Consider the following 25,417-nt stretch of genomic DNA (forward strand, 5'->3'; position numbering starts at 1 on the left):
GGAGAGCGGTATGCGAACAGCGATTATTTCACACACGGACTGTCGAAAGCACAGAATGATCCCAGATCACCCTGAATGTCCTTCGCGCCTTGATGCAATTAATGACCGCATGCTTGCCGCAGGTCTCGATATCGCACTGACTCACCTTGACGCACCGTTAGCAGAGCGTGAACAATTATTATTAGCTCACTCTGAAAGCTTAGTTAAGAAGGTTGAAAGCAACATACCCCACGAAGGACTCACTGATTTAGATGGTGACACTTGGCTGTGTCCTGACAGTTTAACTGCGGCCAAACGTGCAGCGGGATCTGGTTTGTTGGCAGTTGATAAAATTTTAGCGGGGGAGCTTGATGCCGCTTTTTGTGCCGTGCGTCCGCCCGGGCATCATGCCAACAAAGACACTTCTTCTGGTTTTTGTATCTTTAACAATGTTGCCATTGCGGCACGCTATGCGCAGCAGCAAGGTATCAAGCGCATCGCTATATTGGATATCGATGTACATCATGGAAATGGTACACAAGACATTTTTGTTGATGACCTTGATGTATTATTTTGTTCTATCTTCCAGCACCCTTTCTATCCTAATACAGCCATTGAGAGCAATGAGCATATCATTAATACGCCGATGACCGCAGGCATGGCTGGTGATGACTTTGAACGAGCCTTACTCGACACTTGGTTTCCTAAACTAAAGCAGTTTCAACCAGAGTTGATCTTTATTAGTGCGGGTTTTGATGCTCACTATGAAGATGATATGGGAGGCTTACAGTTAGTTGAAGCAGATTATTTATGGTTTACCGAGCAAGTTGTTTCACTCTGCGAACAAGTAGACTGTAAAGGCATTATCTCGATGCTTGAAGGTGGCTACAATAACTCCGCACTTGGCCGTTCTGTTGCAACACATTTAAAAGCGTTAACTGGCCTTTAATTTATTTGTTATCACTTTAGGTAAAGTTGTTAACTTTAATTTGAATTCCAAGATTAATTGTTCTGCATCAATTTTCACTATTGCAATTATACGTAGAATTCTTTTACCCGACGGTCTTTAAAAGGTTACTCATATGGCTCAATCAAGTAAAAAGCTGCGTGTTGAAGATGTTATGTCTACCGAGCTTTTAGTCTGCTCACCTGAGCAAAGTTTAGCTGATTGTGCGTGCCTTATGCGTAATGAAAACGTGAGCTCTATCTTTATCAAGCGAGATGGCCAGATCATTGGGGTCTGGACTGAGGGGGATTGCGCCAAAGTTGATTTTGCAGATCCTGAAGTATTTCATCAGCCTGTGGTGAACTACATGACATCACCTGTCAAAACCGTTGATCATCTTACCCAGTTATCTGAAGTCACCGTATTGTTCCATAGTTATGGTTTTCGCCATTTATTGGTGACAAAAGGGGATGATGGCGAACCTGCTGGTGTTATTAGTTTAAGTGATGTAGTTCGCAGTCAGGGGCTTGAGCATTATTTGCATTTTAAAACGATTGAAAGTAGCTATGTTGCCGAAGTACCCATTACTCAAGGTAATATTTCTGTAGCCAGTATCAGTGAAATAATGCGTCAAAGGCGATCGAATTTTGTCCTAATCGATAATCCAGATGTTGGTCAAACGGGTATTATCACGGAGCGTGATTTACTGACGATGTTAAGTCGCCAGAAAGTCGATAAACCGGCATGGCAATATGCCAGCTGGCCACTTTTAACTGTGCACTATACAACTAGCTTGTTTAAGGCATATCAAATTCTCAAGTTAAAGCAGATCCGTCATTTAATCGTTGAAGGTGATGACGGTGAAATCCTTGGCGTATTAGCACTTAGAAATATTCTCAGTGAAATTGAGTCTGCTTACATGCAAGAGCTTGAAACGGTTTTGCATCAGCGAGATCGCGCGTTAAAGAAATCCCAAAAGAACTTATATTTAGCAGAGCAAATTATCAATGCGTCGCCAGACGGGATTATGATAACGGATTCACGTAATACAATTATGCAAGTTAATCCGGCATTTACTCAGCTAACCGGTTATGGCGAACAAGAAGTGCTTGGCCAGAAGCCGTCAATGCTGAGCTCGGGTCGTCATGATAAACACTTCTATGACAAAATGTGGACCGAGCTTAGGCATAAAGGGGTATGGCAGGGAGAAATATATAACCGCAAACGCAATGGTGAGATTTTTCTTGAGTGGCTGACCATTATATGTATTCGTGAAAGTGCTGAAGAAGAAGCGCTGTATGCCGCAATCTTTAGTGATATCACTGAACGAAAGCGTAATGAAAAGCGCATTAAAACGCTTGCTTATTTTGATGAATTAACCCATTTACCGAATCGTCGTTTATTTAATGATCGCTTAGAAATGGCGTTAGCAACAGCGCATCGCGACAAAACAAAAATTGCGGTCATGTTTCTCGACTTAGATCACTTTAAACAAGTCAACGATACCTTAGGTCATAGCGCGGGAGATGCACTTTTAAAGCAAGTCGCAAAGCGTTTGCAGCACTGCATGCATGAAGGGGATACATTAGCGCGCTTAGGGGGCGATGAGTTTACGCTGTTATTGACCGAAATTGATGAGGTTAAAAATATCCACCGTTACGCAACAAGTTTAATTGAGGCGCTGCGTGAGCCAATTAAAATCGGCAACACAGAAATCGTCATAACAACTTCGATTGGTGGTGCAATTTACCCTGATGATGGCGAAGATGCTGAAACGTTATTAAAACATGCCGACATTGCGATGTATCGTTCGAAAGAGATTGGACGCAATTCATTTCAATTATATAAACCAGCTATGAATGCGCGTTCTCTGGAGCGTATGGCGATTGAAAATAAGCTTAAACAAGCGTTAAAAAATAATGAGTTTAGCCTTTATTACCAGCCCAAAATTGATAGCTTCACACATCAAATTGTCGGTGCAGAAGCGCTACTGCGTTGGCATGATAGTGAATTAGGTTTTATCTCACCTGCTAACTTTATTCCGCTTGCAGAAGAACTTGGATTAATTGTTGATATTGATATTTGGGTAATTAATGCGGTATGTAAGCAAATTCAGCAATGGCAAAACAAGGGGATATTTGATAGACGCATTTCAGCCAATGTGTCAGCGCTTCATTTTACCCAAGGAAACTTGGCTCAAAGCGTAGAGAATGCGTTAAATATTTGGCAAGTTGACGGCCGACTTCTTGAAATTGAAATTACTGAAAGTAGTTTCATTCGATCACTCGAAGATGCAAAGAAAGTACTTAAGGCGCTTAAACAATTAGGTGTTAGTTTATCGTTAGATGACTTTGGTACAGGTTATTCAGCGTTAAGTTACCTTGCACGGCTTCCGATTGACACACTGAAAATTGATGCCAGTTTTGTAGCCAAAGTGCCCGATGAATATGGCAATAGCCAAATAGTAAAAGCAATTGCAGCGATGGCCCATAGCCTTGAATTAAATTTAGTGGCTGAAGGTGTTGAGCAGGCGCATCAGTTGGCTTTTTTACAAGAACTAGATTGCCATGCCATCCAAGGTTACTTTTTTAGTAAACCCTTGAGTGTTGAACAGTTTGAGTTATTTTGCGAGGCACATCGCCCCGCAAAAATAGCGCTATCGGTTAGTAGCTAACTGTCACTTCGTAGGAGGTGAATTTACGAATATTAATCACACCACTATCAAAAATAAGATATTGGCCTTTTATACCTTGTAAAACGCCAGAAACCTCAGGGTTTTTATCGAAATTAAAGGAGCTTATTTTGGTTGGAAATTCTGAAACAGGGAAATCTAATTCGACAACTTCTTCATCTAATTCAGTAATCGCTGTAGCACCAAATAACTCACTTAGCTCGGTCAATTTAGGGCGAATTTGTTCAATTAACTCGGCACCGTGACGTTTTAAATCGATTGTTTCGCCATTACCTTTAAGCATGTTGCGCCAGTTTGTTTTATCGGCGATAAATTCTGCTAAAGCAACTTCTAACAATCCAGATTGATGGCGTGTAGCAACTTTAAAAATAGGCAATGCCTGAGTTGCACCTTGGTCAATCCAACGGGTTGGGATTTGTGTATGGCGAGTGATCCCAACTTTAATGGCGGTGGTATTTGCGAGGTACACGTAGTGTGGGATCATGCAATTTTCTTCGCCCCACTGAGGTTCACGGCAGGTACCTTGCTCAAAGTGACAAGTTTCAGGTTTCATAATGCACATATCGCAGCTTGCAAGTTTGCGCATACAGACAAAACAATGCCCTTGCGAATAGCTCTTTTTGGTTTTTTTACCACAGCTACTACAAAAGATATTACCATTAAAAGTCAGAGTAAGTTGCTTGCCAATCAACTCATTTAAAGCGACAAGACTTTCACCGACAGGTAACTGGTAGCTAATTGGTGATGTGTGGCTTGCTTGCATTTTTCGCAAAGTACCAGTGTGTTGTGTTGCTTGCATTTTGAGCCCCTAATCAAGCAAAAAAGGCTATCCTATCAAAGCTCGCTGAGATTACCAATGCGAGATTGTTGTGCTAGTAAAAATGAGTTAAGAATTCGATAGTTCATGGTAGGTGCAAGCAGTTCACCTTGCATAAAGTCACACTGACATTGATTTACAATATCTGCGAACTCTTGGTTATCTACACTGATGGCGGTAACCGTTAAATCAAGTCCTTTAGCCACATCGACCATGGCGCTTAATAGAAGCGTTAGCTTATGGCCTTGAATATTACTTTTAGTAAATAAATGGCCGATGCGCACATCACTAAAACCGCATTCTCGGGCTTCAAATAACCGGTCGAGGTCGCCATGGAAATTATCTAAACCAAAATTAAAACCAAGGTCGAGCAGCTTTTGCAATGTTTCTTGCATTTGGTTTTGCTCATCAAGTGCCGGATGTTGGGTATAAAGGGTGATATTATCGGTGTCAAAATGGGTTACTTGCTCTGATAGCCAGCTAATAAAACCACTATGATTTAATTGATTAAGTGACAAGGTCAGTGAAAACTGACCGTTGAAGTGGTTCTCTTTTAATGTGTTGATAGTTTTAAATAACTCAGAGAATAACCAGCGATTAAGTTGTACATTGAGTCCTGTATCAATCGCAAGCTTAATTATTTCTTGCTGTGTAATCTCGCCAAACTCTGGATGTGGCCATGAGAATTGGCAAGTAATTGAAATTAGTTTTTTATTCTTAACGTGATAAACCGGAGTATAGCTAAGCACTAATTGCTTTTGTTCGATTGCACTGTGTAGCTCAGAAGCAAGATTAAATTGTTGACCAATATCATCACCGCTTTCTTTTTTATAATGCAGTAGTGAAACGCCTTCTTGCTTTGCTTGAAATAAGGTTTGCCAAGTTTTTCGCAGCAATAAACCGCTTCGCTGATTGCAATAAATACTCGAGCAGGTGGCAATATGACTTGATAGGTTAAGTAAAATGCCATCAATTAATAATGAGGTAGGAATATGAGCTTGCAAGTTAAGTAATAACTTATTAAGTGATTCGCGATTGGTACCATGATTCACCAGCAGCGCAAATACTCCATCTCTTAAGTAGGCAAGTTTAACCGTATTTAGACCTTGCTCCTCAATCATAATGATTTGTGATTGATTCATTAAAACAGGCTGCAGTGACGCATAGACCTGGTTAACTAAATCTTTTTTAGCTTTTGGAGGCATATAAGGTATGAATTGCCCAAAGTTTTTCAATTCAATAAAGCAGGCGATAAAGTTATGTTGTTGCTCAAGCAGTTGAGTAATTTTGTACTTATATAAGGTTTCATTTGGTAGCTGAGAACTCGAGTCATGGGTTGCTTTGAAATAGCTCTCTCGTTGCTGGTGCGAAAACTTATCCGCAAGAGCCATTGCCATAAGCAATACTTCGAGTAGAACACCAATTAAAAAGGCATGGCGCGTGAGGAAGGTGTGTTCAAATACACCCACGAGCACAAGGGGTTGTATTGCTCCACTAATAATCAGTGGTAACCACGAAAAAAAGTAATATTTAGCCCAAACAAAGTCGGTGAGTAAGCGATTAAATACAATCAGTAAAATTGTTATATAAAGAGGCACCATACACACGAAAAAGACCGGAGCTGCGTAGTATTCGGGTAATAAAAAGCTGCTAAATGCACCTATTAGTAAAATTGCTAAGGTGGCTTTTATAAGGGTATTTAGTTTTGTTTTAATTGAGGCATAGCGTAAAAATAACGAGCCAAAAATAAGCGCGCAGATTGCGACACTAAAATTAGTAGACACAACATAAACTTGTAACCAATTTTGCATTGGTGTTGGCCAAATATAATAACCAAAGCCAAGTACTGAGCCCATCATCATCAAGGTTGAAAGGATATAACCAATATACGCTAAATAAACAGTTTCTCGAATACTGATGAATAAGATCATATTGTAGAGAGCAATCATCACGGTGACGCCAATGAAAAGTCCCCATATTAAGAAACTAAACTTTTTCACATCATTAAAGTTGTCGCTTTGATAAATGGTTAACGGTGTTTTAGAAATCCCCGTGGTTTTGATGCGTGCAACTAAAACATTGCTGTCCTTTGCATTGAGTTGAAAACTAAAGTGTGGAAATGCCTGCTCATGGATATTAAGGTTCGGCAAGGTATCGCCAAGTTGTTTATGTTTAACAATATTATTTTCTGCATCGAGTAGCCATACTTCAAGCTGATCAAGCATCGGATTATCAAAATGCGCAGTCAGATTCTCGATAAACTCTGTACGATTGGTAACGCTTACTTTAAGCCAGTAGGTTTGGTTGCCAAATTGCCATGGGATTTTGGTTATTTCAGCATTTTGGAAATCTTGCTCCAACGCGTCAGTTAAACTCGCGGTACTTTGTTCATCAACCCAATAGGATGGTTTTAAATAAATGGCGTGGGTACGTTCGATAGAGTTAGTAGTTGGATCGCCAATATTGAAAACTAAAGACGCTATTATTAAAGCTAGGGCCGCAAACAGCATGCAAGCAATAAATAAATAGACAGACTTTAACTGGTTCATGAACTTCCTTGATATTTAGCGGCTTCTAAAGGTTAGATGAAAAACGACGAAATAGGTAGCCTATAATACTAATTTAGCACTGGTTTTATATTTATTAAGAGGCAAAAAAAATCAACCTACATGAGGTAGGTTGATTTTAAAAGTGATTAATAATAACGCTTAGCTATTATTTTCGCGCGCAATAGCGCGATAAGCGATATCGGTGCGGAACTCAACACCTTGCCAATTGATTTCATCAACCAGTTTATAAGCGTTTTGCTGTGCTTCAGTTACTGTGTTTCCAAGTGCTGTTGCACATAATACGCGACCACCTGCGGTTACAACATTGTCACCATCTTGCTTGGTGCCTGCATGGAATACTTTTGTACCTTCAGCATAATCAACGCGTAAACCTGAGATAGCATCACCCTTAGGGTAAGAACCTGGGTAGCCTGCTGCCGCTAGTACAACACCTACAGCTGCTCGTGAATCAAACTGAATATCAGTTTTATCAAGTTCAACACGGTTAGCCGCTTCAATTAACTCAACTAAACCTGACTGCAAGCGAAGCATAATTGGTTGTGTTTCAGGATCGCCAAAACGGCAGTTATATTCAATTACTTTCGGTGTGCCATCAGCAGTAATCATTAAACCTGCGTATAAGAAACCTGTGTAAGGGTGACCTTCATCACTCATGCCTTTTACAGTTGGGTAGATTACTTCGTCCATTATGCGCTGGTGGATTTCAGCGGTAACCACTGGAGCTGGTGAATATGCACCCATACCACCTGTATTCGGTCCTTTATCTTCGTTATAAGCACGTTTATGATCTTGAGAAGTAGCAAACGGAAGTACGTTTTCACCATCTACCATTACGATAAATGACGCTTCTTCACCTTCTAAGAACTCTTCAATAACAACACGGCTACCTGCGTCGCCAAACGCATTGCCAGCAAGCATGTCGCGAATAGCGTCTTCTGCTTCTTGCTCTGTCATAGCAACAATCACACCTTTACCTGCTGCTAAGCCATCAGCTTTAACAACAATTGGCGCGCCTTTTTCTTTAAGGTATGCAAGTGCTGGGTCGATTTGTTCAAACGTTTGATAATCCGCTGTTGGGATTTTATGACGTGCTAAGAAATCTTTAGTGAATGACTTTGAACCTTCAAGTTGCGCCGCAGCCGCTGTTGGGCCAAAAATCGCTAAACCTTCTTCACGGAATTTATCAACGACACCAATAACAAGCGGGGCTTCAGGACCAACAATCGTTAACTCAACATTATTTTCTTTTGCGAAGCTAACAAGTGCTGCAATGTCTTCAACGCCAATTGCTACATTTTCAAGCTTAGGCTCAAGGGCTGTGCCTGCATTGCCTGGAGCAACAAATACTTTTTCAACTTTTGCTGATTGTGCCGCTTTAAACGCCAATGCGTGCTCGCGACCACCACTACCAATTACTAATACATTCATTGGAATTCCTTTACCTATTCAGGTTTTCTAAACTTTAATGTCATACGATCACTTTCACCAATCGCTTTATATTTGGTGATATCTTTTTCACCAAGTGCTAAACGCGGAGGTAAGGTCCAAACACCTTTTTCATGATCGGCTGTGTCTAATGGATTGGCGTTAACTTCGCTAACAGCTTCTAAAATAAATCCTGCTTTTTCCGCGTGTTCAATCACCCAGCTTTGCTTTACATAACCAGAGCGTTTCGCTTTGGCGCTATCACGGTTTTCTGGTAGACGGTGATCTACTACACCTAGCACGCCGCCAGGCTTAAGAGCAGTAAAAAACGCTTTAAAGGCTTCATTGATACCCTCAATGTCTTTTTGCATATACCAGTTATGTAAATTGCGGAATGTGAGCACCATATCAGCACTGCCTGCTGGCGCGATATTATGGTGTGTGCCTGGGTAAAACTCAGAAAGTGTGACATTCTCGTATAAACTATCGTTAGCCAATTTATCTTGAAATTGGTTAAGAGAACGTTGGTAATATTTTACTTCTGAGTCAGAAGGAAAATGAGCTGCAAAATATTGGCCGTCACGTTTTAACACAGGTGCCAAAATTTCAGTATACCAACCGCCGCCAGGCCAAATTTCAACAACTGTCATATTTGGCTGAAGGCCAAAAAATGCCAAAGTTTCTTTCGGGTGACGGTACTGATCACGTGCTTTATTTTCGCTTGAGCGGTTATCAGCAGTTGCAGTTTTGGTAAGCAATGTATCGATATCGGTCGATGCACATCCAGCTAAAGTAAGCGACAGGGCAGTTACGATGGCTTTTACTGTGAGTTTCATTTTCTTCCTAGTTTTTATTTTTATTAAGCAACATATAGCAAAGTTAACAGTTTAGTGCGAGCGAACAAAGAGCTCGCACTAACAAGTTTGCAAGCAAATATTAATGGCGGAAATGACGCATGCCAGTAAATACCATTGCCATGCCGTGCTCGTCTGCGGCAGCGATAACTTCTTCATCGCGCATTGAGCCACCCGGTTGAATCACTGCAGTAATACCGGCTTCTGCTGCTGCATCGATGCCATCACGGAATGGGAAGAAAGCATCTGATGCCATGACTGAGCCAGCTACTTCTAGGTTTTCATCAGCGGCTTTAATACCAGCGATTTTTGCTGAGTAAACGCGGCTCATTTGACCTGCGCCTACACCAATTGTCATGCCGTCTTTTGCATAAACAATTGCGTTTGATTTAACAAACTTAGCTACTTTCCAGCAGAACATTAAGTCTTTTAATTCTTGTTCAGTTGGTTGTTTTTTAGATACTACGCGTAGGTCGCCCATATCAACCATGCCTTGGTCACGGTCTTGCACTAAGATGCCACCGTTAACACGCTTGATGTCAACGCCAGTAGTTTGGGTATTCCACTGACCACACTCAAGTAAACGTACATTTTGTTTCGCTGATACAATTTGTGCTGCTGCGTCAGATACGCTTGGCGCAATAATTACTTCAACAAATTGACGTGAAACAATTGCTTCAGCTGTGTCTGCATCGAGTTCGCGGTTAAATGCAATGATGCCGCCAAACGCTGATGTAGGGTCAGTTTTGAAGGCGCGGTCGTATGCGTCAAGAATGTTGTCACCAATTGACACGCCACATGGGTTTGCGTGTTTAACGATTACACATGCAGGTGCGTCGAATTCTTTTACACACTCAAGCGCTGCGTCGGTGTCTGCAATGTTATTGTACGAAAGGGCTTTGCCTTGTAACTGTTTTGCCGTTGCAACAGACGCTTCTTCAATGTTGTTTTCAACATAGAATGCGGCATCTTGGTGTGAGTTTTCACCGTAGCGCATATCTTGCTTTTTAGTGAATTGGAAATTGATTGTGCGTGGGAATTTAGTTTCAACAGCAGCTTCTTCAGTGTAATCAGGAACCATTTTACCGAAGTAGCTAGCAATCATACCATCGTACTGTGCAGTATGCTCAAATGCAGCAATTGCTAGGTCAAAACGCGTTTCATACGTTGTTGCGCCATCGTTTGCATTCATTTCAGCAATAACACGGTCGTAGTCGCCTGCGTTTACAATAATGGTTACGTCTTTGTTGTTTTTAGCAGCAGCACGCACCATTGTTGGACCACCGATATCGATGTTTTCAATCGCGTCTTCCAGTGAGCAACCTTCTTTTGCAACAGTTTGTGCAAATGGGTATAGATTAACAACTACCATGTCGATTGCAGAAATGTTGTTTGCTTCCATTACACCTTCGTCTGTACCGCGGCGCGCTAAAATACCACCGTGGATTTTTGGGTGTAATGTCTTTACACGACCATCCATGATCTCAGGGTGACCTGTGTGGTCAGATACTTCTGTTACTGCGATGCCGTTGTCTGCAAGCAGCTTACATGTACCTCCAGTTGAAAGCAGTTCAACGCCTTTCTCAGAAAGCGCGCGAGCAAATTCTACAATACCGGTTTTGTCTGAAACGCTTAATAACGCGCGACGAATTGGACGTAATGTATCCATGGTAGTTTTGATTACCTCAAAATTTGATTGATAGTGCGAGAAAACACTTAATTTAAACGAATATTTTAACTTACTTTTGCTTATAACTCGACGACCATTTGTCGCTTTTATAAACAAGATCTGTAGCGCTGGTCTTTACCTAAATTAAATTTGAACGTGAATTTAATTTAGTGTGTTTTTCGGGGTTAGAAAAACAAAAAAGCACCCGAGGATTCCCAAGGGTGCTTTTTATTGCACCGTTAGGTGCTAATTAGTTCATGCCGTACTTTTTAAGCTTCTTACGAAGTGTACCGCGGTTGATACCTAGTAAGATTGCTGCGCGAGTTTGGTTACCGCGAGTGTAGGTCATTACTTCTTCAAGTAACGGCGCTTCAAGTTCTGAAAGAACTAGCTCGTAAACATCTTGTACATCTTGACCATTAAGTTGCTTTAAGTAGTTGTGAACTGCTTTTTTACAAGCATCGCGTAATGGCTGTGGTTTCTCTTGAGACTGAACGTGTGCGTTAGTAATAAATGGAGAAGTCACGTTTTGTTCGAACATCGTCTTTCTTACTCTTTGTTAATTATCTGCTAGTGTTTCAAAGTACTTTTCTAACGTATCAATTTGCTCTTGCTGAGCGTCGATAGCGTTAAATACTCGCCTAAATTGACCTTCACGGTCATGAGCCTGCAAATACCATGAGACATGCTTACGCGCTATTCGCACACCCATTACATCACCATAAAATGCGTGAAGATTTACCAAGTGTTCCATAAGAATACTCTGTACCTCGTCCAAAGCTGGCTCCGGTAGTAATTCTCCAGTGGTGAGATAATGGTTTATCTCCCTAAAAATCCAAGGGCGACCTTGTGCTGCACGGCCTATCATCAAAGCATCTGCGCCCGTATATTCCAAAACCTGTTTTGCTTTTTGTGGCGATGTAATATCACCGTTCGCTACGACAGGAATGGAGACTGAACTCTTAATGTCCTTAATTGTTTGGTATTCAGCTTCACCCTTGTACATACAAGAACGTGTACGGCCATGAACCGCCAGCGACTGAATCCCATTTTGTTCAGCGATGCGCGCAATCTCTACACCATTTCGATTATCAGTATCCCACCCTGTACGGATTTTTAACGTCACTGGCACATCAACTGCATTTACTACAGCTTTAACGATGTCAGTAACGAGTTCGGGGTACTGCAAAAGGGCAGAGCCTGCGAGCTTTTTATTCACTTTTTTTGCTGGACAACCCATATTGATATCCACAATTTGTGCGCCATTTTTGACATTAAATTGGGCTGCTTCCGCCATCAGTTGTGGGTCAGCACCTGCAATTTGCACACTGCGAATACCAGACTCGCCGGAGTGATCCATACGAGACATTGATTTTTCGGTTTTCCAAACCTTAGGATTGGATGACAACATTTCAGATACAGCAAGACCTGCACCGAGTCGACGGCATAGCTGTCTAAACGGTCTATCTGTTACTCCAGCCATAGGAGCAACCATTAAGTTATTTTCTAACTGATAAGGGCCTATCTGCACAATAAATCTGGGTCACCAATCAAGGGGCGCTAAGTTTACGGTTTTTTTTGCAAAAATCAAAGCCTATTATTTATACAAAAGTGGTTTTTTTTTAAACTTTTGATATTGACTTTTTGTAACTGGCTATAGAAGGAAAAAAATGGAAGATTTTTGTTAGCAAAAATAACAAATCCTTAACTCAAGAGGGCTTGAGCTAAGGATTTTAAAGGAAGACGTGTCAAAGACTTCTTAGTGTTTTTGACCTGCAACACGCATCCATTCACCATCTTGCAGACTGGTTTCAAGGTTAGCGTATTGGCTGTAGATATCTTCTACCGAAGCAACTTGCTCTTCAAGAATTCCTGACAGTGCAAATTGACCACCTGATTTAAGTAAACCCAGAATAACTTGGTGTAACTCTCTAAGAGGCTGAGCCAAAATATTAGCAACCAAGATATCGGCTTCAAATTCCGGTTGATCTTCAGGTAGGTATACTTCAAGTAAATCGGCCACACCGTTACGCTCTGCATTATCACGACTGGCTTCTAATGCTTGTGGATCAATATCGATACCAATTACACGTTCTGCCCCCAGTTTTAGTGCAGCAATACCTAAAATGCCTGAGCCACAACCAAAATCGACCACTGTTTTACCTGTTAGATCTAAGCTGTCTAACCAACGTAAGCATAATGCTGTGGTGTTGTGAGTACCGGTACCAAATGCAAGGCCTGGATCAAGTAATACATTTACTGCATTAGGATCGGGAATGTCACGCCAACTCGGGCAAATCCACAATCTCTCACCAAATTGAATCGGGTGGAAATTATCCATCCACTCGCGTTCCCAGTCTTTGTCTTCAAGTTGCTCAACTTTAAAAACGAATTGTTCTTGCAGAGCGGGTAATGTCGCAAGTTGATCAGTAATAGCTTGCATATCAACGCTGGCATCAAATAAACCGATCACGGTCGTGTCTGCCCAAAGGGTTACCTCACCCAGTTTAGGTTCGTAAATTGGGGTGTCTTTTGCATCAACGAAAGTAACTGAAGGGCAGCCTAGCTCCATCAGCTCATCGCTAATGAGTTCAGCATTTTCTTTGGTGCTATTTATGCGGATTTGTACCCACGCCATAGTATTTATCCTATAAGAAAAAAGGCCGCAATGTGCGGCCTTTTAGTGTAACTGTTTACTTAGCCTTTAAAGTCTAAGAAGCTTTTCAGTAAGTCTGAACGAGAAGGGTGACGAAGCTTGCGAAGTGCTTTTGCTTCGATTTGACGAATACGCTCACGGGTTACGTCAAACTGTTTACCTACTTCTTCTAGTGTATGGTCAGTATTCATGTCGATACCGAAACGCATACGAAGTACTTTTGCTTCACGCGCTGTAAGACCTGCAAGTACATCATGCGTTGCATTTTTGAGGCTTTCCATTGTTGCCGAATCAACCGGCGATTCAATGGTGCTATCCTCAATGAAATCACCTAAGTGCGAATCTTCATCGTCACCGATTGGCGTCTCCATTGAAATTGGCTCTTTTGCAATTTTCAGTACTTTACGGATTTTATCTTCCGGCATTACCATGCGCTCTGCGAGTTCTTCAGGCGATGGCTCACGACCCATTTCTTGTAACATTTGACGTGAAATACGATTTAGTTTGTTAATCGTTTCAATCATGTGCACAGGAATACGGATTGTACGCGCTTGGTCAGCAATTGAACGTGTAATTGCCTGACGGATCCACCATGTAGCATAAGTTGAGAACTTATAACCGCGGCGGTATTCAAACTTATCAACTGCTTTCATAAGACCAATGTTACCTTCTTGGATTAAGTCCAAGAATTGTAAACCACGGTTGGTGTATTTCTTCGCAATTGAAATTACAAGACGTAAGTTTGCTTCAACCATCTCTTTTTTCGCGCGGCGAGCTTTTGCTTCACCGATTGACATACGACGGTTGATATCTTTAATGCGTTCTAGGTTAAGGCCTGTGCTTTCTTCCATAAGACGAAGCTTGTTGATACAACGTTCAACTTCAGGTTTAACTTCTGCAAGTTTATTCGAGTAAAGCTCGCCTGCAGCGATTTCTTTGTCTAACCAAGCAGCATCGGTTTCGTTGTTTGCAAAGTTTTTAACAAAGGTTTTCTTTGGCATTTTCGCAATTTGAACAACTTGCTTCATGATGATGCGTTCCTGAACACGGATACGATCCATCATGTCACGCATATTTTTAACCATGCGGTCAAATTGCTTGGGCATTAGTTTGAATGTGCGGAAGTGCTCACCGATTTCAGCAATAATTGCGACTGCATCTGGGTGAGAGCGGCCTTTTTCTTCAAAAATTGCACGCGCTTTATTGTATAGATCACGCAATTTTTCAAAATTTTCTGCAGCTTCTTCTGGGCAAGGACCTGTATCTGCTTCTTCCTCGTCCTCATCGTCATCATCGCTTTCAAGATCTGAATCTTCATCATCCAGTTGATCTTCTGATAGCTCAGAACCGATGTGCGTTGCAGAGATCATGGTTTCATCTGCGTCTGGATCGTAGAAGCCGCTAATAATGTCACTGAGGCGAACATCTTCAGCAAGATAGTTGTCCCACTGCTCAAGTAAATAGTTGATTGCTTCTGGATATTCAGCAACAGATACTTGTACTTGGTTGATACCGTCTTCAATACGCTTAGCGATGTCGATTTCGCCTTCACGCGTAAGTAGTTCAACAGTACCCATTTCACGCATATACATGCGCACCGGGTCTGTAGTGCGACCGATTTCTTTTTCTACCGTTGCAAGTGCTGCCGCTGCTGCTTCTGCAGCATCTTCATCGGTAGTTGTTTCTTGCATCATAAGCTCATCGGCATCAGGTGCATTTTCTACAACCTGAATACCCATGTCGTTGATCATGCCGATAATGTCTTCAACTTGTTCCGAATCTATGATGTCTTGTGGAAGGTGGTCGTTAACTTCGGCAAATGTAAGGTAACCTTGCTCTTTACCTTTTTGAATGAGGAGTTTTAGCTGTGACTGAGGAGTTTGCTCCATAGAGGTATTCTCTTCCACTCTGATAAGTTGATACAACGGGCGCCTTAAACAACTTGATACAAGACGCAGTGAATAGGCGATTATAACACTAAAGGTTGAATCTCGCTAGCAGTTATTTGCCTTTTAACGCAAGTGTTAGCAATGAATATTCTTGTTTTTCAGCTTTGCTTAATCCTTGCGTTTTCTCCTTAATTAATAGGGATTCAAGACGCAAATTTAAACACTGATCTTCAATAAAATTAAAAGTACTTTTAAATTCACCGACTAATGACTCACTATTAACTTGATGCTGCCAAGTTGCGAGCTTAGCTAATGGGGCATATTCAGGCGTTTCTCTAAATTGCTCTAAAAGTTGTGCGGTTGTTATTTGTTTGTTTAATGCGCTTTGTTGCAGCTGAATAAAGAGCTTAATGCCAGGCACATCCATTTGGCCAAGCTCCGGTTGAAAAGGCACTTCAGTGGCAAGTTCTGGATGCTGTAAAAGTAGGCCAATGGCTCTACGCATAGGGGTAACTTTGAACTTCTTAGCAAGACCCTGTTGCTGTTTGGGGGTGTTTATTTTTTTCTGTAACTGCGCTCGGGTGCGACCAATTAAACGTGCTAATTTTTCTAATAAGTTCTCTTGATAAAAGTCACTGGGCACTTTTTCAATTAAGGGCAGCGCTTGTTGTAGTAATTTTGATTTGCCAGCATCGGTAGTGAGGTTAATTTCTTGAGCGAGGCGATCAAATAAATACGCAGAAAAATCAGTTGCATCATCATAACGCAATTCAAATGCTTCACGGCCTTCTTTTTGCACTAATGAGTCTGGGTCTTCACCGTCAGGTAAAAAGACAAATTCTAGCGCCTTTCCGTGATTTAAATAGGGCAGTGCGTTTTCCAGTGCGCGCCACGCAGCATCTCGACCGGCACGATCGCCATCGTAACAACAAATTATGCGGTCTGTTGTTCTAAATAAAGTATGAATATGTTCTGGTGTAGTTGCTGTACCAAGCGCTGCAACAGCGTAGTTAATGCCTTTTTCAGCTAATGCCACTACATCCATATAGCCTTCAACTACTAGGATTTGATCAAGCTTTTTGTTGGCTTGTTTTGCTTCATACAAACCATAAAGTTCAAAGCCCTTATGAAAAATGCGAGTTTCAGGCGAGTTCAGATATTTTGGGCCATTGTCATCGCTATTCATCACTCGTCCACCAAAGGCGATAACGCGTCCACGTTTATCACGAATTGGAAACATTAAACGGTCGCGGAAAAAGTCAAATTGGCGTCCTGCTGTTTTCTCACTGGCGAGTTTTAGTTCGAGTAATTGCTTTTTGCTGTCTTGGTTTTTAGCGAAGGTTTTACAAACGCTATCCCATTCACTGGGGGCGTAGCCAATCATAAACTGTTTTGCCGTTTCACCAGAAAGACCGCGGCCTTTTAAGTATTCGATTACTTGAGATGATTTAGCATGGTGTTTTAATTGATGCTGATAGAACTTGGCTACATGCATCATTAATTCATAATCTGAACGTTTTTGCTCAGTACTGACTTGTGGCCCTTGATTAGAAGCATTTTCGCGAGGAACATCAAGGTTGAGCATGCCAGCAAGTTCTTCAATGGCATCAACAAACTCGAGTTTTTCAAATTCCATCATAAATGAAATTGCATTGCCATGTGCACCACAACCAAAACAGTGATAAAACTGCTTATCTTGTGAGACCGTAAAAGACGGTGATTTCTCATTGTGGAAAGGACAACATGCCTGATAGTCCTTGCCTGCTTTTTTTAATCCTACTTTACCATCGATAAGATCAACAATATCGGTTCTGGCTAATAGATCGTCTATAAAGCTACGAGGGATTTTTCCGGCCATGGTCAGTTGTAAAATGTTTCTTGTGGTGTGAGGTAGAGACGTAGCATACCCAAAAATGCATGCTTATGCTAGACGTTATAATGGCTCAGAAATGAAGAAACCGAGCATAAGCTCGGTTTCTAAAGCTGTTAAGGCCAGCAGTTATTGACTTGAGAAAGTCAGCCTTTAAAACTTTGAGTTAAGCACTCAGTTTTTGCTTAATTAAACCTGAAAGTTTGCCCATATCTGCGCGACCTTCAGCTTTCGCTTTAAGCAAGCCCATCACTTTACCCATATCTTGCATGCCTGATGCACCACTTGCAGCGATACATTCATCGATTAAAGTTAGAATCTCTTCTTCTGTAAGCGGTTTTGGTAAAAACGCTTCCAATTCTTTAATTTCGTTAGCTTCAACTTCAGCTAAGTCCTCGCGGCCAGCATCGCGATACTGAGATTCAGAATCTTTACGTTGCTTGACAAGTTTAACTAGAATTGACGTGATTTCCGCGTCGCCTAAAGTTACTTGTTCGTCGATTTCTTTTTGCTTAATCGCTGCCAAAACCATACGAATTGCACCAAGACGTAGTTTGTCTTTAGCGCGCATTGCATCTTTTTGTGCATCTTTAAGTTGTGCTAAAAGGCTCATTTACAAGACCTAATCTAGATTAGTAAAGTTTTACGCGACGAGCGTTTTCGCGAGAAAGCTTCTTCATGTGACGCTTTACCGCAGCTGCTTTTTTGCGCTTACGCTCAGCTGTTGGCTTTTCATAGTGCTCGCGACGACGAACTTCTGAAAGGATACCTGCTTTTTCACATGAACGCTTAAAACGGCGAAGAGCAACGTCAAACGGCTCGTTTTCTCTAACTTTAATAACTGGCATTAAAAAATCACCTACTTAGTAATATGTTTCTACTTAAATGAGTTTTATTAGCTAAAACTTTAGCTAGTGCCACTCACCTCGGTTAAGATTTAACCGACTAGTTCAAAAATGGTGCGGCATTGTAATCTGAAGCACCACGCAATGTAAAGAATAATTATACCAAAGATGGTAAAAAGCTGACAAAAAATCTTAAAGCTTGTAAAATCGGCATCTTGGCTTAATTGAACGAGCTTTAATTATCATTTTAGGAGAGAAAGTTGCGTATTTTGGGTATTGAATCGTCATGTGATGAGACGGGGATCGCTATTTATGACGATGAACAAGGTTTATTGGCGCATCAGTTGTATTCTCAAGTTAAAGTACATGCTGATTATGGTGGTGTCGTCCCCGAGCTGGCATCGCGTGACCATGTACGCAAAACGATTCCTTTAATAGAAGATGCATTTAAACAAGCTGATTGTGGACCAGAAGATTTAGATGGTGTTGCTTATACGGCAGGGCCTGGTTTGGTAGGAGCCCTACTAGTAGGTTCATCTATTGGTCGCTCACTCGCCTATGGCTGGAATGTTCCCGCTGTTGCTGTTCATCACATGGAAGGGCACTTACTTGCACCTATGCTTGATGAGGATGTACCTGAATTTCCATTTATCGCGTTATTGGTTTCAGGTGGCCACAGTATGATCGTTAAGGTTGATGGTATTGGGCAATACACAATCTTAGGCGAATCAATTGATGATGCAGCAGGCGAAGCGTTTGATAAAACAGCTAAATTGCTAGGTCTTGATTACCCAGGTGGCCCTCTACTTGCAAAACTTGCAGAAAAAGGTGAGCCAGAAGTGTATCGTTTCCCGCGCCCAATGACTGACAGACCAGGTCTTGATATGAGCTTTAGTGGGTTAAAAACATTTGCTGCCAATACCATTAATAGTGAAAAAGATGAAAATGGTGAAATTTCAGAACAGGTGAAAGCTAATATTGCCCATGCGTTTCAAACAGCGGTTATTGATACCTTAGTAATCAAGTGCAAGAGAGCATTAAAAGAACATAATATTAAGCGTTTAGTGATTGCTGGCGGTGTAAGTGCGAACGTGTATTTACGCGAGACTTTGCAAAAAGTGATGACAGGTATGCAAGGGCGTGTTTATTACCCGCGCACTGAGTTTTGTACTGATAATGGTGCAATGATTGCCTATGCTGGAATGCAGCGTTTAAAAGCAAAACAATATGCACCAATGGATATGCGCGCTAAACCGCGTTGGCCATTGGATGAGCTTGAAGCGATTTAAAAACGACTTAAGCATCAAAAAAGCCGAATTTATTCGGCTTTTTTTTGTTTTACTTTTGGTTCAGTGCCTTGCAGCAAGCGCACAATATTGGCACGATGGCGAAATACAATCAGTGCTGCGAGCATGGTTACGGGTAGTACATATAAAGGTTTAATAAACCACGTGAAAAGGGGAGCGAGGCTCACTGTAATAATGGCAGCTAGCGAAGAGTAGCCTGTTAACCAAATTAACCCCGCCCAAGTCACAATTAATAAACCTGCAAGGGTAAATCCAATTGGCAGTAAACTGCCAAAGGCTGTAGCAACGGCTTTACCACCTTTAAAGCCAAAAAAGATTGGGTAGATGTGGCCAAGACAAGCTGCGATTGCAATAAAGCCAAGGTACAAGGGCTCAATTTTTAAGAAATAAGCACCATAAACTGGGATTGTGCCTTTAAAAATGTCAAAAACGAGTACCAGTACCGCTGGCGTTTTTCCACCAATACGATACACATTGGTTGCGCCAGGATTATTAGAACCAGCGGTTCTAGGATCGGGTAAGCGAAACAGTTTGCTTATGAGCACTGCAGAAGAAATAGAGCCAAACAGATAGGCAAAGACAATCATTAAGCTTGCTAACACAGTGTTCCTTATTTTTTCTTTAGCAAATATAGGCTATCATCTGCCGCTAATTAAGTTTTAGCGGATTTACCCATAAGAGTACCTATTTTTTTCTCTGATTGGTATCCGACCACAGTATATTCGGGGTGAATACGGGTGCAAGATAAGGTTTTTATCCGTCAATTACAGGTCAATACGATTATTGGTGTGTTTGATTTTGAAAAACAAGCGAAGCAGCCATTGTTTTTTGATGTGGACATGTTGACCGACTTTGCCAAGGCTGCGCAATCAGATAATGTTGATGATGTGGTTGATTACGCTAAAGTATCTGCGCGTATTATTGCTCATTGTGAAGCAACACAAGTTGAGCTATTAGAGACGCTGGCTGAGCAATTAGCGACGATTATTTTAAGTGAATTTGCCGTTTCGCAAGTCATATTGAGAATATCAAAACCACAGGCTGTGCTTGAAGCACAAACAGTGGGCATTGAAATTATGCGCAAAAAGCAAAGCTGATGGCTCAAATATTTATTAGTATTGGCTCTAATGTTGATAAAGAGCACTACATCAAAGCCGCATTGGCAATAATACCAATGCATTTTGATAACGTAATTTATTCGAGTATTTTTGAGAGTGAATCCGTTGGCTTTGAAGGTAATAACTTTTATAACTTAGTTGCCGCAGCGACTACAGAACTCCCTCTTGCTGAAGTGTGTGCCTTGCTAAAAAGAATTGAGCAAGAGCATGGTCGAACACCTTCTGATAAAAAATTTAGTCCGCGCACGCTCGATCTAGATCTACTATTTTTCGATGATGTTATTTGTGACACTCCAGCACAATTACCGCGTGATGAAATTACCAAGAATGCCTTTGTACTATGGCCTTTAGCAGAAGTTGCCAGTGAGTTTGCACACCCCGAAGAAAATAAAACAGTAGGCCAGCTTTGGCACGAATACGATAAAACCAAACAAAAATTATGGAAAGTGGAGATATAACTTAAATGGGACTGATTGAAATTATCGTACTGGCAGTAATCCAGGGACTGACAGAATTTTTGCCTATTTCCAGTTCAGGCCATCTTATTTTACCAAGCCAGCTACTAGGTTGGGAAGATCAGGGACAAGCGTTTGATATTGCAGTGCATGTGGGTACCTTGTTTGCTGTACTTATTTATTTTCGTAAAGATGTCGTAGAAATTTTATCTGCATGGTTTAAGTCATGTGCTGGCAAAGGTCATACAGCGGAAAGCAAGCTAGGCTGGTACATTATTTTAGCTACGATCCCTGCGGGGTTAGTTGCAGGTCTTGCGAAAGATTTTATTGAGGCTAACACACGTGGTGCAGCGGTGATTGCTACTACGACCATAGTGTTTGGTTTAGCGCTTTGGTATGCCGATATCAAAGCAAAAGAAAACAAGAATATATTCGATATTAAATGGAAAGCAGCGTTACTTATTGGTCTTGCTCAAGCGGTTGCATTAATTCCAGGGACATCTCGTTCAGGCATAACCATTACTGCCGGTTTATTATTGGGGCTTGATAAAAAAAGTGCTGCGCGTTTTTCGTTTTTGATGTCTATTCCAGTAATTGGTGGCTTAGGCTTGGTGATGATCATTAAGCTGATTTTAGATAACACAGCGGTTGACTGGAATGCATTGATTTTAGGTACTGTATTGTCGTTTGTTTCAGCTTATACCTGCATTTTCTTATTCTTAAAGTTTATTGAGCGTATGGGCATGTTGCCATTTGTTATTTACCGACTAATTTTAGGTGTTGGTTTATTTGCCCTTATTGGATTTGGCTATATCAGCGCTTAAATTGCTCACATTGAATTTGATATTAACACTAGGCTAAGAAGCGATTCTTAGCCTTTTTTTTACAATTAGTAATATGCCAATCTGTGATTCGAACTATGCCTTCAAATCAAAAAAATTTTATCTAAGTTAGTCAGCTTTTATCTATATAACTACTTCATTTGGTTAACATAACTTGATAATTTAGATTTGTTTTAACTATGGGTACAATTAATTTGCGTCTGCTAAGCACTATGCTGTTTCTTGTTGTCTCTTATTATTTAAGCGCAACGCCAGAGATTAAGAAAAATCAATTTTCGCAATTAACAGCGAAACAAGTACAACCAATTGTTTGGCAAGATATCGCTATGTTGAATTTGCCAACAGGCCATCCCAAACTTAAAAAATCACACCATGTAAACTTGGATGCTGCTCTCCCTATTAAATGGCAATTATTAAATGATGCGGTTGTAGAACAAAAAAGTTTTGCGCAAAAAAATGTATCTAAAGCGCATTTTAAGGTTGTTGAAAAGCAAAGCGTAATGCCGAAATGGCAAACTGTTAAGCCATTACAATATGAGCTAGATACGCTATCTGATATTCGACACTTCTCCATGCGACAAGGTTTACCAACAGGTACGGTTTATCAAACCTTTCAGGATGCGAAAGGGGTACTATGGTTGGCGACAAATGGCGAAGGCGCTTGCCAATATACGGCTAATTCATTTCGGTGCTTTAAAAAAACACATGGGCTGAGTAATAACCGAGTTTGGCGAATAGCCGCAGGACTAAAGGGAGAGTTGTTGTTTGCGACTGATAAGGGGGTAAATAGTTTTGATGGCAAGGTATTTCGTACTCTTCACATTAATGGTCAACCATTTTCAGATAAGATAAATGATATTGCTGTTTTTAATCAGGCGATATTTTTCATTACTGATAAAGATATGTATCGCTATGAAAACGGCGAGGTCTCAGTTGTTAGTGTTTTTTCGAATAGCCAATTAAACCGCCTTATGGCATTTTCGCAATCGTTGTGGCTAGCATCAAATAATGGGTTATTTTCATTAGCTAACAACCGTATTACGCAATTCTCAATACGCGACCAAGCGTGTCAAGGAGCGGTTACCTCACTTACAAGTGAAAAGCAAAAAGTCACCTTTGCAGTAAAAGGCAAGGGGGTATGCCGCGTAAACTTAGATAATGACACTGTGGCTAAACTTGTTGGTATTAAAGCGCCGAATATAACAGCATTATTGTTTGACGAAGAAAATAGCGCATTGTGGGTTGGTGATGATAGTAAAGGTGTTTTTAAAATTCAAAGTGAGTCAGCATACCGCTTTAATAAAAGTAATGGTATGAGTGCAGACCACATTCGTGGGTTGATGAAAGATGACCAAGGGCATATATGGGTGTCATCCTATAGTAATGGGATAAATCGGGTTAAAGAACATGGTTTCTCATTATTAAACAAGCGCAGCGGGATTAAAAATGAACGTGTCAGTGCGTTATCTAGCATCAATAATCAGTTATGGCTTGGCGAATACGGCGGGGGAATTCAAATACGCGCCGGTGGACAGTGGTATGAATTAGAAGAGTCTCTTAATAACCCTTATATCCATTCGATTTTACAAGATAAAACAGGCCGTATTTGGGTGGGTACACGCCAAGGAATAGTGGTTTTTGGTGCAAGTGGCGTTACTCATATCGGTAAAGAACAAGGTTTAACGGCCAATATTATTCATAAAGTAATTGAGGCACCAAATGGCTGTATTTATTTTGCGTCGTCCAACGGGGTATATCGCAGCTGCCAGAATCACCTTGAAAAGCTAAACCTAGAAAATGAACAGTACGTTATCAGTGTAATTACTGATACTAAAAACCGTATTTGGTTTGTTACTAATGGGGGAGGTACATATTATTTAACTGAACAGCACGTCTATCGCTTTACAGAAAAAGACGGCCTTTCAAGTAATTGGGCATACAGTTTAGAAGATGATGGCACTTACCTATATATTGGTACACGAAATGGGATTTTCGTGCTTAATGAGCAAAATAAGACCTGGCAAGGCCAGTTAATTGGTACTGAAAATGGCCTTGCAAGTAGTATTGTTATGGCATTGAAAGCCCATAAAGACTATCTTTGGGTTGGTACTGAAGGGGGGTTAAACCGTGTTGCAATTGAGTCATTGTTTAATAATGCAAAAACGCCCATTGCAATACCATTTACCTACGATAATGGGTATCTGGCTGTAGATTCAACCTTAAATAGCGCTGTTATCACAGCAGAAAATATCTATTGGGGTTCGGCCAACGGTTTAACTTATTTCAACCCAGATAAAATCAATTTAAAGTCACGTTTGGCAAGTCGTATTCTTGAAGTATATTCACTTGGCGAGGATGGTAAATACTATTACTTGTCGGATATCGAAGACCAGGATGCCGCAGCAGAGTTTTCACCAGATACGGTTCAAATTACCTTGAAATATGCACACAGTGATTGGGCTTCACCTGAGCGCATTATGTATCAAACGCGCTTAAAAGGGAGTAGCGAAACTTGGAGTGAGCCTACAATATTAGATCAAGTGACCTACAATAATTTGCGCCCTGCAAGTTATGAATTTCAAATAAGAGCAATCAATGGTGATCAAATAGGTCAGCCAATTAGCTACCGCTTTGATTTATTACCACCATGGTGGCAAACCTGGTGGGCATATACGCTATTTTTGTGTTTATTAATCATGAGTATTTATTTGATTATAAAGTGGCAGTTTGAAGCAATGAGAAAGCAGCAACGAATTAAAGATCGCGCTGAGTTTTCAGAAGCCTTGTTGGCACGAAAGAAACAGTTACTAGCAGAAGTCTCTCATGAAATAAGAACACCGCTGAGTGTACTTAAAATGCAAGTTGAAGGGCTTGAATACAACATTGTTGATAATAATGAAAAAACATATGAAGTATTACATCGCCGCATCGCTGATATTAATACCTTAATTGCCGATATTGATCAGTTGGCAAATGCTGAATTACAGGAGTTGTCGCTGAATCTGACAACACTGCTTGTAAAACCTTGGCTTGAAATATGGTGCAACGATGCGCAAACTCGTATCGGACAAAGTGAAGCGAGACATTTTTCTTTTCGCATCGACATACCTGAAAACTTAACACTTGAAGCGGATAAGAAAAGGTTGACGCAAGTACTTACAAACCTGTTATCTAACAGTATTCGATATACAAAAGCCCCAGCACGTATTGAATTAGCCGCTTATGTAGAAGAAGGGATGTGTATTATTTCTTTGTCAGACAGTTCGCCTGGAGTTTCAAATTGTGAACTGGAAACGATATTTCAGCGCATGTATCAAAGTGAAGATAATAAAGGCTTATATAAAGGTGGCACCGGTTTGGGGTTAGCAATTTGCAAAGATCTAATAACGCGTCATCAAGGGCACATTTTTGCTGAGCACAGTGAACTCGGTGGCGTGACAGTGACGATTAAATTAAAGGCAAGTGAGTAAGCGGCTTTCGCTT

Annotated in this window: 20 protein-coding genes; 7 read left to right on the forward strand and 13 right to left on the reverse strand. The window is 41.0% G+C overall.

What is annotated here, in order from left to right:
- Nucleotides 1–10 precede the first annotated feature (10 nt).
- A complete protein-coding gene (locus OM33_RS05600; RefSeq protein ID WP_038639776.1) occupies nt 11–928 on the forward strand; it encodes a histone deacetylase family protein in 918 nt (305 codons plus the stop codon).
- A gap of 133 nt (nt 929–1,061) precedes the next feature.
- Nucleotides 1,062–3,599 (forward strand): EAL domain-containing protein, encoded by a 2,538-nt coding sequence (locus OM33_RS05605; RefSeq protein ID WP_038639779.1) that lies wholly within the window; start codon nt 1,062–1,064, stop codon nt 3,597–3,599.
- On the opposite strand, the gene OM33_RS05610 is transcribed toward OM33_RS05605, so the two are convergent.
- From OM33_RS05610 to rpsU, 12 genes are all read right to left on the reverse strand, one after another.
- Nucleotides 3,589–4,416, reverse strand: a complete 828-nt coding sequence (locus OM33_RS05610; protein ID WP_038639781.1) for a DUF2797 domain-containing protein — start codon at nt 4,414–4,416, stop codon at nt 3,589–3,591. The genes OM33_RS05605 and OM33_RS05610 overlap by 11 nt on opposite strands.
- Nucleotides 4,417–4,451: 35 nt before the next feature.
- Entirely contained in the window at nt 4,452–6,983 is a 2,532-nt protein-coding gene (locus tag OM33_RS05615) for an EAL domain-containing protein (RefSeq protein ID WP_038639785.1), read from the reverse strand.
- Nucleotides 6,984–7,142: 159 nt separating this feature from the next.
- Nucleotides 7,143–8,432, reverse strand: a complete 1,290-nt coding sequence (purD, locus tag OM33_RS05620; RefSeq protein ID WP_038639787.1) for a phosphoribosylamine--glycine ligase — start codon at nt 8,430–8,432, stop codon at nt 7,143–7,145.
- Between the two features lie 14 nt (nt 8,433–8,446).
- Complete coding sequence (locus OM33_RS05625; RefSeq protein ID WP_038639790.1) at nt 8,447–9,265, reverse strand: class I SAM-dependent methyltransferase; 819 nt, start codon at nt 9,263–9,265, stop codon at nt 8,447–8,449.
- 100 nt (nt 9,266–9,365) lie between these two features.
- Entirely contained in the window at nt 9,366–10,952 is a 1,587-nt protein-coding gene (purH, locus tag OM33_RS05630) for a bifunctional phosphoribosylaminoimidazolecarboxamide formyltransferase/IMP cyclohydrolase (protein WP_038643068.1), read from the reverse strand.
- Nucleotides 10,953–11,202: 250 nt separating this feature from the next.
- On the reverse strand, nt 11,203–11,493 hold the full coding sequence (gene fis / locus OM33_RS05635) for a DNA-binding transcriptional regulator Fis (RefSeq protein WP_010561030.1): 291 nt from the start codon (nt 11,491–11,493) through the stop codon (nt 11,203–11,205).
- A gap of 18 nt (nt 11,494–11,511) precedes the next feature.
- Nucleotides 11,512–12,483, reverse strand: coding sequence for a tRNA dihydrouridine synthase DusB (gene dusB / locus OM33_RS05640; protein ID WP_038639795.1), 972 nt, complete (start codon nt 12,481–12,483; stop codon nt 11,512–11,514).
- 228 nt (nt 12,484–12,711) lie between these two features.
- A complete protein-coding gene (prmA, locus tag OM33_RS05645; RefSeq protein WP_038639797.1) occupies nt 12,712–13,590 on the reverse strand; it encodes a 50S ribosomal protein L11 methyltransferase in 879 nt (292 codons plus the stop codon).
- Between the two features lie 59 nt (nt 13,591–13,649).
- Complete coding sequence (gene rpoD / locus OM33_RS05650; protein ID WP_038639800.1) at nt 13,650–15,497, reverse strand: RNA polymerase sigma factor RpoD; 1,848 nt, start codon at nt 15,495–15,497, stop codon at nt 13,650–13,652.
- A 112-nt stretch (nt 15,498–15,609) separates the two neighbouring features.
- Nucleotides 15,610–17,355, reverse strand: a complete 1,746-nt coding sequence (gene dnaG / locus OM33_RS05655) for a DNA primase (protein WP_038639803.1) — start codon at nt 17,353–17,355, stop codon at nt 15,610–15,612.
- A 178-nt stretch (nt 17,356–17,533) separates the two neighbouring features.
- The gene (locus OM33_RS05660) at nt 17,534–17,980 is read right to left on the reverse strand and encodes a GatB/YqeY domain-containing protein (protein ID WP_038639807.1); all 447 of its coding nucleotides are present in this window, start codon (nt 17,978–17,980) and stop codon (nt 17,534–17,536) included.
- Nucleotides 17,981–17,999: 19 nt separating this feature from the next.
- A complete protein-coding gene (rpsU, locus tag OM33_RS05665; protein ID WP_010362466.1) occupies nt 18,000–18,215 on the reverse strand; it encodes a 30S ribosomal protein S21 in 216 nt (71 codons plus the stop codon).
- 257 nt (nt 18,216–18,472) lie between these two features.
- On the opposite strand from rpsU, the gene tsaD reads away from it, so the two are divergent.
- Nucleotides 18,473–19,501 carry a tRNA (adenosine(37)-N6)-threonylcarbamoyltransferase complex transferase subunit TsaD gene (gene tsaD, locus OM33_RS05670; RefSeq protein ID WP_038639813.1) on the forward strand — a complete coding sequence of 343 codons (1,029 nt, stop codon included), beginning with the start codon at nt 18,473–18,475 and terminating at the stop codon, nt 19,499–19,501.
- Nucleotides 19,502–19,530: 29 nt separating this feature from the next.
- Here tsaD and plsY read toward each other — a convergent pair whose 3' ends face one another.
- On the reverse strand, nt 19,531–20,121 hold the full coding sequence (gene plsY, locus OM33_RS05675; RefSeq protein ID WP_038639816.1) for a glycerol-3-phosphate 1-O-acyltransferase PlsY: 591 nt from the start codon (nt 20,119–20,121) through the stop codon (nt 19,531–19,533).
- 135 nt (nt 20,122–20,256) lie between these two features.
- Here plsY and folB point away from each other — a divergent pair, with 135 nt between their 5' ends.
- From folB to OM33_RS05695, 4 genes are all read left to right on the forward strand, one after another.
- The gene (gene folB / locus OM33_RS05680; protein ID WP_038639819.1) at nt 20,257–20,616 is read left to right on the forward strand and encodes a dihydroneopterin aldolase; all 360 of its coding nucleotides are present in this window, start codon (nt 20,257–20,259) and stop codon (nt 20,614–20,616) included.
- Nucleotides 20,616–21,095: a 2-amino-4-hydroxy-6-hydroxymethyldihydropteridine diphosphokinase gene (gene folK, locus OM33_RS05685; protein WP_038639822.1), complete on the forward strand. Its 480-nt coding sequence runs from the start codon at nt 20,616–20,618 to the stop codon at nt 21,093–21,095. Before folB ends, folK begins: the two co-directional genes overlap by 1 nt.
- A 5-nt stretch (nt 21,096–21,100) precedes the next feature.
- A complete protein-coding gene (locus tag OM33_RS05690; protein ID WP_038639825.1) occupies nt 21,101–21,916 on the forward strand; it encodes an undecaprenyl-diphosphate phosphatase in 816 nt (271 codons plus the stop codon).
- A gap of 230 nt (nt 21,917–22,146) precedes the next feature.
- Nucleotides 22,147–25,404 (forward strand): sensor histidine kinase, encoded by a 3,258-nt coding sequence (locus OM33_RS05695; RefSeq protein ID WP_199922515.1) that lies wholly within the window; start codon nt 22,147–22,149, stop codon nt 25,402–25,404.
- Nucleotides 25,405–25,417: the final 13 nt, after the last annotated feature.

The organism is Pseudoalteromonas piratica (assembly GCF_000788395.1).
Classification (GTDB): Bacteria; Pseudomonadota; Gammaproteobacteria; order Enterobacterales; family Alteromonadaceae; genus Pseudoalteromonas; species Pseudoalteromonas piratica.